Here is a 12,217-nt window from a genome sequence, read left to right on the forward strand (position 1 = left end):
TCGGGGCGAGCCTCGGGACGGGGCCTGGGGGGCAGGGGGTCCTTCCTCACGCCTTCTCCAGGTAGTCGGCTCGCTCGTCCATCGCCAGCGCGGCGACCGCGGCGGCCAGCTCGGGGTGGTCGGCGAGTCCGCCGCCCTGCTCGACCAGGGCGGTCGCCTCGGCCCGCGCCTCGGCGATGAGCGTCTCGTCGTCCAGCAGCGAGAGCAGCTTGACGTTCGAGCGGCGGCCGGACTGCGCCGCGCCGAGCACGTCACCCTCCCGGCGGGTCTCCAGGTCCAGCCGGGCCAGCTCGAAGCCGTCGGTGGTGCCGGCGACGGCGGCCAGCCGCTGCCCGGTCGCCGACGAGCTGGACGCCTCGCTGACCAGCAGGCACAGCCCCGCGTGCCTGCCCCGGGCCACCCGGCCGCGCAGCTGGTGCAGCTGGCTGACGCCGAACCGGTCGGCGTCCATCACCACCATCACCGTGGCGTTGGGCACGTCGACGCCGACCTCGACGACGGTGGTGGCGACCAGCACGTCGACCTCGGCGGCGGCGAAGGCCCGCATCCGGGCCTCCTTCTCCTCCGCGGGCATCCGGCCGTGCAGCACCTCCACCCGCAGCGCCGACAGCGGCCCGGAGCGCAGACCCTCCGCGACGTCGAGCACGGCCAGCGGCGGACGGCGGTCGCTGCCGCCCTTCTCCTCCTCCTCCGGCGGGGCGCCGTCGGCGTCGTCCGGCCCGTCGTCGTCCGCGGCCTTGCCGTTCCCGCCGTCCTCCAGGTCACCGATCCGGGGGCAGACGACGTAGGCCTGCCGCCCGGCCGCGACCTCCTCCCGCACCCGGGCCCAGGCGCGGTCCAGCCAGGCAGGCTTGTCCCGCACCGGGACCACCGAGCTGGACACACCACCCCGGCCGGCGGGCAGCTGGCGCAGCGTGGAGGTCTCCAGGTCGCCGTAGACGGTCATGGCCACGGTGCGCGGGATCGGCGTCGCCGTCATCACCAGCACGTGCGGCGGTCGGGTGCCCTTGGCGCGCAACGCGTCGCGCTGCTCGACGCCGAAGCGGTGCTGCTCGTCGACGACGACCAGACCGAGGTCGGCGAACTCCACGCCCTCCTGCAGCAACGCGTGCGTGCCGACGACGATGCCGGCACTGCCGTCGGCGACCGCGGCCCGGGCCTCCCGGCGGACGGCGGCCTTCTGCGACCCGGTCAGCAGCACCACCCGGGTGCCCGCCGGGTCGCCGTCCAGCTCGCCGGCCCGGGCCAACGGACCCAGGATCGCGGTCAGGCTGCGGGCGTGCTGGGCGGCGAGCACCTCGGTGGGCGCGAGCAGCGCCGCCTGGCCGCCGGCGTCGACCACCTGGGCCATCGCGCGCAGCGCGACGACGGTCTTGCCCGAGCCCACCTCGCCCTGCAGCAGCCGGTTCATCGGCTGCACCCGGGCCAGCTCCCCGGCCAGCTCCTCACCGACCTCGCGCTGGCCCTCGGTGAGGGAGAACGGCAGCGCGGCGTCGACGGCGTCCAGCAGCCCGCCGCGGCGCCGCGGGCGCTCGATGCCGGGCTCCAGGGCAGCGGCGCGCCGGCGGGCGGCGAGCGTGCACTGCAGCACCAGTGCCTCGTCCCACTTCAGGCGCTCGTCGGCGAACTCCACCTGGGCGGTCGACTCGGGACGGTGCTTGTAGACCAGCGCCGTGGCCAGCGACGGCAGGCCGTGCCGGTCGCGGACCGGCTGGGGGATCGGGTCGTCGAGCAGGGCCTCCAGCGAGCTCCGGTCGTCCAGCAGCAGCTTGACCGACTTCTGGATCACCCAGCTGGAGACGTCCTTGCTGGCCGGGTAGATCGGCACCAGGGCGCGGGCCCAGTCGTCGTCGTCGCCGGTCATGATGTGGCAGTCGGGGTGGCTGAACTGCTTGTCGCCCCGCCAGAGCCCCACGGTGCCGGCGAACAGACCCCACTCCCCGACGTCCAGGTGCGCATGCCGGTTGTTGAAGAAGACCAGCCGCATGCTGCCCGCGCCGTCGCCCACGGTGACCTCGGTCAGCGTCCCCCGGCGCTGCTGCATCCTGCGGGTGCTCACGCTCTTGACCTGGGCCAGCACGGTCACCCGGTCGCCGACCTCGAGGTCGTCCAGCCGGGCCATCTCCCCGCGGCGGGCGTACCGGCGCGGGTAGTGCCGCAGCAGGTCGCGCACGGTGCGCAGCTGCAACTGGTCGGCCATCACCTTCGCGGTCTTGGGGCCGAGCACCCGGACCAGGTCGGTGTCCATGGCCACCATCACTCCACCCCCACCAGCAGGGGCAGCGCCCCGGCACCCCCGGCGTACCGGACCACCTCGACCGTCGGGTGCACCGCCGCCAGGTGGGCGGACACGCTGTCGCCCAGGGCGGCGTCCGCCCCCACGACCAGCGTCGCCATCTCCCCGCCGGCCGAGAGCAGCCGGTCGAGCAGGTCCCGGGCCACCGTGGCGGGGTCCGCGCCGATGACGACGACGTCACCCTCCGCGCTGCCCAGCACGTCGCCGGGGCGGCAGCGCCCGGCCGAGGTGAGGGCCTCCTGGTCGGCGACCGTGACCTCGGCCCAGCGGGTGGCCGCGGCCGCCTCGGCCAGCGCGATGACGTCGTCGCCGAACCGGCGGGCCGGGTCGGCGACGGCCAGCGCGGCCAGCCCCTGGACCGGTGACCGGGTCGGGACGACGACCACGTCCCGGCCCTGGGCGCGGGCGCGGTCGGCGGCCCGGCCGGCGGGGGCGATCGCCCCCGCGGCGTTGGGCAGCACGACGACCTGCTCGGCGCCCGTGCCCAGGACGGCACGCAGCACGTCGTCCTCGTCGACGCCGTCGACCGGCGCGGTGAGGACGGCGACGCCCTCCCCCGCGAACAGCTCGGCCAGCCCGGCCGCGCAGGCCAGCGCGACGACCGCCCGGACGCCCGGGGCCGCAGCCGGCGGGAGCAGCGGTGCCAGCGCGGTGACCGAGATGCGGTGCGGCCGGCCGGCCTCGATGCCGGCCTCGATCGCGGCGCCGACGTCGGCGACGTGCACGTGCACGTTCCACTCGCGTCCGGCGGGGGTGTCGACGCCGACCACGACAAGGCAGTCCCCGAGCGCGGCGAGCCGGGTCTGCAGCCGGGCGACGGCGGCCGGGTCGGAGTCGGCGAGCAGGAACTGCACCTCGCTGCCCGGACCGGGAGCGGGCGGGCCGGGCACCGGGACCAGGGGGCGGGCCGGGCGGCCGCCGAGCGGAGGGCGGACCGGCGCCACCCCGGTCACCGTGCCGACCAGCGCGTCCAGCACCAGGCACCAGCCCGCTCCCCCGGCGTCGACGACCCCGGCGTCGCGCAGCGCGGCGAGCTGGCCGGTGGTGGCCTGCAGCGCGGTGAGCGCGCCGTCGGCGGCCGCCCGGACGACGTCGGCGAGCCCGGTCCGCCCCTCGGCGACCGCGGTGGCCGCGGCCTCGGCGCCCGACCGGGCCACGGTGAGGAAGGTGCCCTCCTCGGGGTCGGCGACGGCGCCGTACGCGGTCCGGGAGGCGCTGGTGAGCGCCGTGGCGAGGACCTCGCCGTCGACCTCGGGCTCGTCGGCCAGCCCGTCGGCGAGGCCGCGCAGGAGCTGGGCGAGGATCGCGCCGGAGTTGCCCCGGGCACCCAGCACGGCGCCCCGGGCGAGCACCAGCCACGGGGACTCGGGTCGGCGGCCGCCGTCGTCCCGCGCGGCCTGCAGGGCGGCGTCGAGGGCAGCGTGCCCGGCCTCGGCGGTGAGCAGCAGGTTGGTGCCGGTGTCACCGTCGGGCACCGGGAAGACGTTGAGCTCGTCGAGCCGGCTGCGGGCCGCGCCGAGGCTGTCGACGACGGCACGACTCCACCGGCCGACCGCGGCGTCGTCCAGCGCCCTCAGCACGCCCGGCAGGGTACCGGGGGCCGCTGACAGGACCGGTCCACGCGTGCCCTCCCCGGCCGCCGGGCCGGGGTGGGCCGACAGCGGTCCCGGACACCGGTTACAGTGGTACCCAGCGTGTGCGTGGCTGGTGTCTGCCCTCGGGCCTCCGGCGGCACCGCGACCTGACTTCAGTTGGACCAATTCTCTGGGAGTGATCGACCGTGGCTGCCGTGTGCGACGTGTGTGGCAAGGGCCCCGGTTTCGGCATGTCGGTGTCCCACTCGCACCGCCGTACGCCGCGCCGTTGGAACCCGAACATCCAGGCCGTGAAGGCCGTCGTCGGTGCCGGCACCCGCCGCCGCATCAACGCCTGCACCTCCTGCATCCGCGCGGGCAAGGTCGTCCGCGGCTGACGAAGGACCCCGTCCTCCTCACCCCTCGCAAGCTCGGGGCGAGCCTCTGGACGGGGCCGAGGAGCGCGACATGGACCCCGGAGGCCGCTGGCCTCCGGGGTCTTCTGCGTGCTCAGCCGCCGATGCCCCGGGCACGGGCGGCGGTGACCAGCAGCTCGACCACCGCGTCGTGCGGCAGGGCGGTGCTGTCGACCACCAGGTGGTAGTGCCGGGACTCGGCCGGGTCGCAGCGGTAGAAGTGCCGCACGTAGGCGACCCGGGCCCGGTCGGCGGCCTCCTGGTCCCGGCGCACCTCGTCCTCCGGCCGGCCCGAGTGCGCGACCGCGGCGGCCAGCCGCCGTCCCGGCGGCCCGTCCAGCCGCACGTGCAGCACGTCGGGGCGGTCCCGCAGCACCATCGCCGCAGCCCGGCCGAGGACCACCCCGCCCGGGCCCGCGACGATCTCGCCGAGCACCCGCTCGGTCTGCACCCGGTAGGCCCGCTCGTCGGGGAGCGCGGACGTCGGGAGCACACCGCCGACCGGGTCGGGCATCGTGCCCAGCGAGCTCACCAGCCGCCACAGGCCGCGGGTGACGGTCTCGTCGTTGGCCTCCGCCTCGGCGACGGGCACTCCCAGCCGCCCGGCCACCTGGGCCGGGATGACCCGGTCGTGGAACGGCAGCCGCAGGCGCTCGGCGACGGCCGGGGCGATCTCGGCGCCGCCGGCACCGAACGACGCCGACACGGTCACGACGCCCATGCGTCGTCCTCCTCGGGCTGCCCGACTTCCAGGTCCTTGCCCAGGAAGACCGCGTCCGGTGCGTCGGCGTACACCCCGTACCCGGGGACGGGCACATAACCCGCGCGGTCGTAGAGCGCCAGCGCCTCGGGCTGCCGGTCACCGGAGTTGAGCAGCAGCTGCCGGTGGCCGGCCTCGCGCGCGGAGCGCTCCAGCGTGACGAGCACGAGGGCGGCGATGCCGCGCCGGCGGAAGGCCGGCTCCACGTACATCCGCTTGACCTCCGCGACGCCGTTGCCGAAGGACCGCCAGCCGCCGCACCCGGCGGGCACCCCGTCGACCTCGGCGACCAGGAAGAGCCCCACCGGTGCGGAGAACTCGGCCGGGTCGACCACGGCCTCGTCGAAGCCGCCGTAGCGGACGACGTACTCCTGCTGCACCCGCGCGACCAGGTGCTGGGCGACCGGGTCGCTGTACCCCACGGCGCGGAGCCGGACCAGGCCCGGCTCAGCCGAAGTGGACATGACCCGTCTCCTCCCCCAGCTCGGCCGCCACCTGCGCGGCGGGCACCCCGTCCACCCGGACCCCGGGTCCGTCCTCCGTCGCCTCGTGCACGACCCCGATACTCGTCCACCCCTCGGGGAGTGCGACACCGGAGGGGAAGGTGGCCACCAGGGCGTGGTCCTCCCCGCCGGTGAGGACCCAGCTGAGCGGGTCGCCACCGAGCGCCGCGGCGACCTGCGGCAGCGGCCCGATCACGTAGGTCTCCCGCAGCACGGCTCGGTCCAGGTCCAGCACGACGCCGCTGTCCGCGGCCAGGTGGCCGGCGTCGGCGAGGAGCCCGTCGCTGGTGTCGCACATGGCGGTGGCCCCGGCGTCGGCGGCGGCCGGACCGGCGGCGTACGGCGGCAGCGGGCGGCGGTGGGCGCCCACCGCGGCGGCCGGCGCGGTGAAGCCCCGGCGGAGCACCGCCAGTCCGCAGGCCGACCAGCCGAGCCGGCCGGCCACCGCCACCACGTCCCCCGGCCGGGCACCGGAGCGCAGGACCGGCGCCCGGCCACCGAGGTCGCCCAGCGCCGTCACCGACAGCACGACGGCCGAGGAGTCCGGTGCGCTCGCCGAGGTGTCGCCGCCGACGACCGCGGCGCCGAACGGGGCGCACTCGGCCGCCATGCCGGCCGCGACGCCCTCCAGCCAGGCCGCCGAGGTGTCCGCGGGGCAGGCCAGCCCGACCAGCAGCGCGGTGGGCACCGCGCCCATGGCGGCGACGTCGGCCAGGTTGGCCGCGGCGGCCTTGTGCCCGACGTCCTCGGCGGAGGACCAGTCGCGACGGAAGTGCCGGCCCTCCACCAGGACGTCGGTGCAGGCCACCACCCTGCCGTCGGGTGCGCGCAGCACGGCCGCGTCGTCGCCTGGGCCGACCTCGGCCAGCGCCGCGGTGCCCGACCGGGCGACCACCCGGGCGATGAGCGGGAACTCCCCGACGGCCCCGACGGTGTCCGCCGGGTCGGGCGGGGGCGAGAGCGGGCGGGGCCGCGTCACGCGGCGTCCCGCGCGGCTCGGTAACGTTGCTGGCCGGTCCGCTGCTCAGCAGGCCTGCGCCCGAGGAAGGTCAACCCGTGGTCCACGCCTACATCCTGATCCAGACCGAAGTCGGCAAGGCAGCCGCGGTCGCCGCGAGCATCAGCGAGATCGCCGGCGTGACGAAGGCCGAGGACGTCACCGGCCCCTACGACGTGATCGTGCGGGCCGAGGCGAACACCGTCGACGAGCTCGGCCGGCTCGTCGTGGCCCGGGTGCAGTCGGTCGACGGCATCACCCGCACGCTGACCTGCCCCGTCGTCAACCTCTGAGCTCCTGAGCACGCCGACCCCCTCCGACCGGCTGCTGCGCCGGGCGGCGCTGGTGACCCTCGCCGTCCTGGTGGCGGTGGTGGCCGTGCTGCTGGTGCTGGTCAACGTGCAGCGCGACGACGAGCCCGCCGACGCCGGCACCGCGGTGGCCGACGTCTCCGGCACGACGTCGGCGCCGCGGGGCGACCTGCCCCCGGTGCAGGTCGACACCCCCGACGCCACCTCCGCCGCGGAGCTGGCCTGCCCGGTGCTGATGGGCCAGCTGCCGCTGGAGCTGGCCGGGGAGACCTCCCGCCTGGTCGACTCCGACACCCCCTACGCCTACGCCTGGGGCGACCCGGCGATCGTGCTGGTGTGCGGCGTCGCCCCGCCGGCCGGCTACGTCGTGGGGACCTCGACGATCGTCATCTCCGGCGTCGAGTGGTTCGTCGACGACACCGACCCCGACGTCGTCGTCTGGACGACGGTCGACCGGAACGTGCCCGTCCAGGTGTCGGTGCCGACGAGCACCGACAGCGCCACGGTGACCGCGCTGTGCCCGATCATCGCCACGGCGCTGCCCTACGTCACCCCCGCACCCGGCGGCTGAGGGAGGCCCTCGTTCAGCCGGCGGGGAGCCGGTCGAGCTGGGCGACGGTCACCGCGACGAGCTCCGCCCAGGCGTCCGCCGGGGTCGCCGCGACCGCGGCGACCGAGACGGTGAAGGCGCCGACGGCGCACCAGGCGAAGGCGGCCGGTCCGGCGAAGCCGTGGTCGGGCGCGGGCTCGTCCCGCGCCATGGTCACGCAGCCGGACGGCAGGTCGTCCGGGGCGCTGTCGGTCAGCCCGCCGTAGTACTCCGCGTCGTTGCGCGCGAGGTCCTCCGCGTAGGACCCCGCGCCTGCTCCGTCCTGGAACTGGTCGAGGAACACGCTGGTCAGCGCGGCGTCGGCGCGCCAGAAGCGCTCCCAGCCACGCAGGTAGCCGTAGTCGCTGAGCACCTGCCGCTGCTGCTGCGCGTCGCCGCCGTACCGGGCCACGTCGTCGATCGTCTTGGCCCCCGCCGGCGGGACGAGCTCGTCGTCGGGCACCAGCGGCAGGCCGGAGGGCACCGCGTCGACGAGCAGGGCCTCCAGCCCGGCCGCGTCGGAGGGAACGGCCTCGGACGCCGACGCTGACGACTCCCCCGGGCCGGCCGCGGGGGCCTCCTGGGACGTGCAGCCGGTGCACCACGGGGTGAGCAGCAGCATCGGGGCCGCCACGGTCCGCAGCAGCCGGGAGGTCACCCGCCGTCCAGCCCGGCACTGGAGACCAGCCGGTCGACCAGCTCGGGGTAGCTGACGCCGGTGGCCGCCCACATCCGCGGGAACATCGAGATGGGCGTGAACCCGGGCATCGTGTTGACCTCGTTCACCACCCACCGGTCGGCTCCGGTCGCGGGGTCGGTAGAGAGGAAGAAGTCGACCCGGGCCAGCCCGCGGCAGTCCATCGCGAGGTAGGCCCGGCGGGAGATCTCCTGCACCGCGGCGGTCTGGGAGGCGGTGAGGTCGGCGGGGACGTCGAACTCGACGGCGTCCTCGAGGTACTTCGCGTCGAAGTCGTACCACTCGGTGCCCGGCCGCAGCCGGATCTCCGCCGGGAGGCTGGCCTCGGGCTGCCCGCCGCCGGGCCGGGCCAGGACGCCGCACTCGATCTCCCGGCCGGGGACAGCGGCCTCCACGACCACCTTGCGGTCGACCGCGGCCGCGGTCGCCACCGCCGCGGGGAACTGCGCCCAGTCGGTGACCCGGGTGATCCCGATGCTGGACCCGGCGCGGGACGGCTTGACGAAGACCGGCAGGCCCAGCCGCTCCCGCGCCGCCTCGTCGAGCACGTCCGGGTCGGGGCAGATCGCGCCGCGGGCGTCGCGCAGCACCACGTGGTCGCCCTGCGGGATCCCGGCGGCGGACAGCAGCTTCTTGGTGAACTCCTTGTCCATCGAGGCCGCGCTGGCGAACACCCCCGAGCCGACGTAGGGCAGCCCGGACATCTCCAGCAGACCCTGGATCGTGCCGTCCTCCCCGTAGGCGCCGTGCAGCACCGGGAAGACGACGTCGACCTCGGTGAGCCGACCGATGGCCTGACCGGGCTCCAGCACCGCCAGCCCCCGCCCGGCCGGGTCGCCGACCAGCGAGACGGCGGTGCCGCCGGTGACCTCGGGCAGCGTGCCGCCCTCGATGGCCAGCGCCGCGCCGTCGTGCAGCACCCACCGGCCGTCCCGGGCGATGCCCACCGGCACCACCTCGTAGCGCTCCGGGTCCAGCGCGGCGAGCACGCTCCCGGCCGACACGCAGGAGATCGCGTGCTCCGCGCTCCGCCCGCCGAAGACGACTGCCACCCTGGTCCTGCGCGCCTCGCCGGTCATCGCCGCCGACCCTAGCCGAGCGCCGCGAGGGCCGAGGTGAGGTCCGCGACGAGGTCGGCGGTGTCCTCGATCCCGCAGGAGAAGCGGACGAACCCCGCCGGGACGGCGTCTCCGCCCCACTGGGCGCGCCGGTCGATCGTGGTGTGCACGCCACCGAAGCTGGTCGCGGCGAGCAGCAGCCGGCTGCTGGCGACCAGCCGCTGCACGGCTGCGGAGTCGGCGAGCTCGGCGGAGACGACGCCGTTCGGGCGGAGCATCTGGGTGGTCGCCAGCGCGTACGACGGGTCGCCGGGCCGCCACGGCCACCGGACCCCGCTGACCGCGGGGTGCCCGGCGAGCAGCTCGGTGAGGGCGGCGGCGTTGGCGGCCTGCCGGGCCAGCCGCAGGTCCAGGGTGCTCATCGACCGGTGGGCCAGCCAGGCCTCGAACGGGCCCGGGGTGTTGCCGGTGGTCTTCCGCCAGGCCGCGATCCGGGTGTTCAGCTCCCGGCCGGTGTCGGTGCGAGCGCTGCTCACGTGCCCGAGCAGGACGTCGCTGTGCCCGGTCAGCGCCTTGGTGTCCGACCCGAGGGTGAGGTCCGCCCCGAGCGCCAGCGGGCGCTGGCCGATCGGCGAGGCGGTGGTGTTGTCGACCGCCAGCACCGCTCCGGCGGCCGTGGTGGCCCGGGCGACCGCGGCGATGTCGCAGACGTCCAGCTGCGGGTTGCTCGGGGTCTCCAGCAGCACCAGCCGGACGCCGTCGAGGTCCCCGCGGGCGGCGACGGCCTCGATCTCCAGGGTCGGCACCAGGTCGACCTGCAGGCCGAAGCGCTCGAGCTCGTCGCGGGCCAGCACCCGGGTCGCGTAGTAGCCGTCCGAGGGCAGCACCACCCGGTCACCGGGGCGCACCAGGGCCAGCACGGCGGAGCTGATGGCCGCCATGCCGGTGGCGAAGGACAGGCAGTCGCCGCCGTCCAGCTCGCCGACGGCCCGCTCGAAGACCCGCAGCGTCGGGTTGTCCGGCCGGGCGTACCCGTCGGCGCCCTGCCAGCCCGGCGGCTGGTCGCCGAGGTGGTACGGCGCGGCGAACACCGGGGAGGGGCGCAGCGGGGTGCCCGGCACCGCCGGGTCGTCGCCGGCGTGGACCAGCCGGGTCCCGTCCCCGAGCTCGGCGGGCAGGTCGGGGGTGCTCACGAACGGTCCTCCAGGGGGTCTGAGCGACCCGGGAGGTCTACTCGGGCTTCGCTTCTCTGGACATCATCTCGCGCACCATCTGGGCGGCCGACTCCCCCTCGTGGCAGACCCGCACCACGGCCTCGGTGATCGGCACGTCGACCCCGTGCGCGCGGGCCAGGTCCAGCACCGAGCGGCAGGTCTTGACCCCCTCGGCGGTCTGCTTGGTGATCTCCAGGACCTCGGCCACCGACATGCCCTGGCCCAGGTGCTCCCCGAAGGTCCGGTTCCGCGACAGCGGTGAGGAGCACGTCGCGACCAGGTCACCGAGGCCGGCCAGGCCGGCGAAGGTGGTCACGTCGGCGCCCAGCGCCATGCCCAGCCGGGCGGTCTCGGCGAGGCCGCGGGTGATCAGCGAGGCCCGCGTGTTGTCCCCGAAGCCCAGCCCGGTGGCGACCCCGCAGGCCAGCGCGATCACGTTCTTGACCGCGCCGCCGAGCTCGCAGCCGACCAGGTCGGGATTGGTGTAGGGCCGGAAGTACGGGGTGCCGCAGGCGGCCTGCAGCAGCTCCGCACGCTCGGTGTCCGAGCAGGCGATGACCGTCGCCGAGGGCTGCTCCTCGGCGATCTCCCGGGCCAGGTTCGGCCCGGACAGCGCGGCGACCCGGTCCGCGCCGGCGCCGGTCACCTCGCAGATGACCTCGCTCATCCGCTTGGTGGTGCCGAGCTCGACGCCCTTCATCAAGGACAGCAGCGAGGCCTCGGGCGGCAGCAGCGGCGCCCAGCCGGCCAGGTTGTCCCGCAACGTCTGGCTCGGCACGGCGAGCACGACGACGTCCGCGCCGTCCAGCGCCTCGGCGGCGTCGACGGTGGCCCGCACAGCGGTGGGCAGCCGCACGCCGGGCAGGTAGTCGGCGTTCTGCCGGGTCCGCGCGATCGTCTCGACCAGCTCGGGACGGCGGGCGTGCAGGGACACCGAGCAGCCGGCGTCGGCCAGCACCTTGGCGAAGGTCGTGCCCCAGGAGCCCGCGCCGAGCACCGCGGCCCGGGTCATGCCACCTCCCCGGGGAGCGCCGGGCGCTCCGGCCGGGGGGCGAACTCGACGGGTGGGCGCTCCTGGCGGAGCTCGCCGAGCTGGTCCCGGACCCGGGTCATCAGCAGGTCGGTCACCTCGCGGAGCAGCTCCGGGGTGAGCGGCTGCCCGGCGCGCACCCGGGACCGCTGGGCGGAGAGGTCGACCGGTTCGCCGACCAGGTAGTCCGCCGGCGTCCGCAGCCGCAGGTGCAGCCGCTTGGTGTGGTAGTCGTGCACGAGCTGCGGCCCCCACTGGGCGACGGGCAGGACGACGGCATCGGTGGTCAGCGCCAGCCGCGCCACGCCGGACCGGGCCTGCATCGGCCACCAGCCGGGGTCGCGGGTCACCGAGCCCTCGGGGTAGATGACGACGAGCTCACCGGCGTCGAGCTGGGCCTTGGCGGCGTGCACCGAGGACATCGCGGCGTTGGTGCCCCGGGAGACCGGGATCTGCCCGGCGGCGCGCAGGATCGTGCCGGCCGGACCGGTGAACACCGACTCCTTGGCCAGGAAGTGCGGCACCCGGCCGCCGTCCCACACCAGCCGGGCGCAGGCGATCGGGTCGAGCACCGAGACGTGGTTGGCGACCAGCAGCACCCCGCCGGTGGGCGGGATGCGGTCCGCGTGCCGGTACCGCAGCCGGAACAGGAGCGAGGCCAGCGGGTACACGACCAGGACGCAGAACCGGAACGCCCAGCTGATCGGGCGGCGGGTGACCCGGCGCGGTGGGCGCGGGACGAGCAGCTCCTGCGGCACCTGGCACCTCCTCC

The 12,217-nt window shown here is 76.0% G+C and carries 13 protein-coding genes; 3 read left to right on the forward strand and 10 right to left on the reverse strand.

What is annotated here, in order from left to right:
* Positions 1-46: 46 nt before the first annotated feature.
* On the reverse strand, positions 47-2,248 hold the full coding sequence (recG, locus tag FHL79_RS05520) for an ATP-dependent DNA helicase RecG (protein ID WP_246080379.1): 2,202 nt from the start codon (positions 2,246-2,248) through the stop codon (positions 47-49).
* 8 nt (positions 2,249-2,256) lie between these two features.
* Positions 2,257-3,876 (reverse strand): DAK2 domain-containing protein, encoded by a 1,620-nt coding sequence (locus FHL79_RS05525; RefSeq protein WP_171058037.1) that lies wholly within the window; start codon positions 3,874-3,876, stop codon positions 2,257-2,259.
* A 209-nt stretch (positions 3,877-4,085) separates the two neighbouring features.
* On the opposite strand from FHL79_RS05525, the gene rpmB reads away from it, so the two are divergent.
* Positions 4,086-4,268, forward strand: a complete 183-nt coding sequence (rpmB, locus tag FHL79_RS05530) for a 50S ribosomal protein L28 (protein ID WP_439331091.1) — start codon at positions 4,086-4,088, stop codon at positions 4,266-4,268.
* A gap of 112 nt (positions 4,269-4,380) precedes the next feature.
* On the opposite strand, the gene FHL79_RS05540 is transcribed toward rpmB, so the two are convergent.
* The 3 genes from FHL79_RS05540 to FHL79_RS05550 are packed head-to-tail and all read right to left on the reverse strand — an operon-like array spanning position 4,381 to position 6,528.
* Positions 4,381-5,007 (reverse strand): cytidylate kinase-like family protein, encoded by a 627-nt coding sequence (locus FHL79_RS05540; protein WP_138757623.1) that lies wholly within the window; start codon positions 5,005-5,007, stop codon positions 4,381-4,383.
* Positions 4,995-5,510 carry a GNAT family N-acetyltransferase gene (locus tag FHL79_RS05545; RefSeq protein ID WP_138757624.1) on the reverse strand — a complete coding sequence of 172 codons (516 nt, stop codon included), beginning with the start codon at positions 5,508-5,510 and terminating at the stop codon, positions 4,995-4,997. The genes FHL79_RS05540 and FHL79_RS05545 overlap by 13 nt, the downstream gene beginning before the upstream one ends.
* Complete coding sequence (locus tag FHL79_RS05550) at positions 5,494-6,528, reverse strand: thiamine-phosphate kinase (protein ID WP_138757625.1); 1,035 nt, start codon at positions 6,526-6,528, stop codon at positions 5,494-5,496. The genes FHL79_RS05545 and FHL79_RS05550 overlap by 17 nt, the downstream gene beginning before the upstream one ends.
* 77 nt (positions 6,529-6,605) lie before the next feature.
* Between FHL79_RS05550 and FHL79_RS05555 the strand changes: the two genes are divergently transcribed.
* Both FHL79_RS05555 and FHL79_RS05560 read left to right on the forward strand, forming a co-directional pair.
* Positions 6,606-6,839 carry an Lrp/AsnC ligand binding domain-containing protein gene (locus FHL79_RS05555; protein ID WP_014742398.1) on the forward strand — a complete coding sequence of 78 codons (234 nt, stop codon included), beginning with the start codon at positions 6,606-6,608 and terminating at the stop codon, positions 6,837-6,839.
* A 52-nt stretch (positions 6,840-6,891) separates the two neighbouring features.
* Positions 6,892-7,428 (forward strand): DUF3515 domain-containing protein, encoded by a 537-nt coding sequence (locus FHL79_RS05560; protein WP_246080381.1) that lies wholly within the window; start codon positions 6,892-6,894, stop codon positions 7,426-7,428.
* 13 nt (positions 7,429-7,441) lie between these two features.
* Here the strand turns inward: FHL79_RS05560 and FHL79_RS05565 are convergent, their stop codons facing one another.
* Genes FHL79_RS05565 through FHL79_RS05585 form a run of 5 tightly spaced genes read right to left on the reverse strand, consistent with a single transcriptional unit; the run spans position 7,442 to position 12,203 of the window.
* Positions 7,442-8,104, reverse strand: a complete 663-nt coding sequence (locus tag FHL79_RS05565) for a hypothetical protein (protein ID WP_138757627.1) — start codon at positions 8,102-8,104, stop codon at positions 7,442-7,444.
* The gene (locus FHL79_RS05570; RefSeq protein ID WP_281283852.1) at positions 8,101-9,195 is read right to left on the reverse strand and encodes a D-alanine--D-alanine ligase family protein; all 1,095 of its coding nucleotides are present in this window, start codon (positions 9,193-9,195) and stop codon (positions 8,101-8,103) included. Before FHL79_RS05570 ends, FHL79_RS05565 begins: the two co-directional genes overlap by 4 nt.
* 38 nt (positions 9,196-9,233) lie before the next feature.
* Positions 9,234-10,394, reverse strand: coding sequence for a cystathionine gamma-lyase (locus tag FHL79_RS05575; RefSeq protein ID WP_138757629.1), 1,161 nt, complete (start codon positions 10,392-10,394; stop codon positions 9,234-9,236).
* Between the two features lie 37 nt (positions 10,395-10,431).
* Complete coding sequence (locus FHL79_RS05580) at positions 10,432-11,427, reverse strand: NAD(P)H-dependent glycerol-3-phosphate dehydrogenase (RefSeq protein WP_138757630.1); 996 nt, start codon at positions 11,425-11,427, stop codon at positions 10,432-10,434.
* A complete protein-coding gene (locus FHL79_RS05585) occupies positions 11,424-12,203 on the reverse strand; it encodes a lysophospholipid acyltransferase family protein (protein ID WP_138757631.1) in 780 nt (259 codons plus the stop codon). The genes FHL79_RS05580 and FHL79_RS05585 overlap by 4 nt, the downstream gene beginning before the upstream one ends.
* Positions 12,204-12,217: the final 14 nt, after the last annotated feature.

Origin of the sequence: Modestobacter altitudinis (assembly GCF_005930475.1) — a bacterium.
Taxonomy (GTDB): Bacteria; Actinomycetota; Actinomycetes; order Mycobacteriales; family Geodermatophilaceae; genus Modestobacter; species Modestobacter altitudinis.